This window comes from Pseudomonas sp. SWRI111 (genome assembly GCF_014268555.1).
Taxonomy (GTDB): domain Bacteria; phylum Pseudomonadota; class Gammaproteobacteria; order Pseudomonadales; family Pseudomonadaceae; genus Aquipseudomonas; species Aquipseudomonas hamedanensis.
On the sequence record NZ_JABWQQ010000090.1, the window covers coordinates 1 to 281 of the forward strand.

Annotated in this window: 1 protein-coding gene; it reads left to right on the forward strand. The window is 50.9% G+C overall.

The features are described from left to right. Positions 1 to 26 precede the first annotated feature (26 nt). On the forward strand, positions 27 to 281 hold a 255-nt coding region (locus tag HU755_RS27860; protein ID WP_369408059.1), incomplete at its 3' end, for a PD-(D/E)XK motif protein.

A 281-nucleotide genomic window follows, 5' to 3' on the forward strand; every position in this document is an offset into this window, starting at 1 on the left:
TCAAAGAGGTTCATCGCTGGCAGGAGATGCTTAGCCATCGGGCCGGCCGTTTACTTTCAAAAAGTGAACGGATTGGTTTGATAGGCGAACTGCTTTTTCTGCGGGATGTTCTTAGTGACCGCGTTGGTTGGAACGCTGCTATCAAATGCTGGAATGGTCCTGGCGGTCATGAGCAAGATTTTGTGGTAGCCGGCTCCATATTTGAGGTAAAGACGCAGGTAGTAACCGCCGACCGACGAATTCGAATTTCCTCCGAAGATCAACTGGACGCAGTTCAGGGG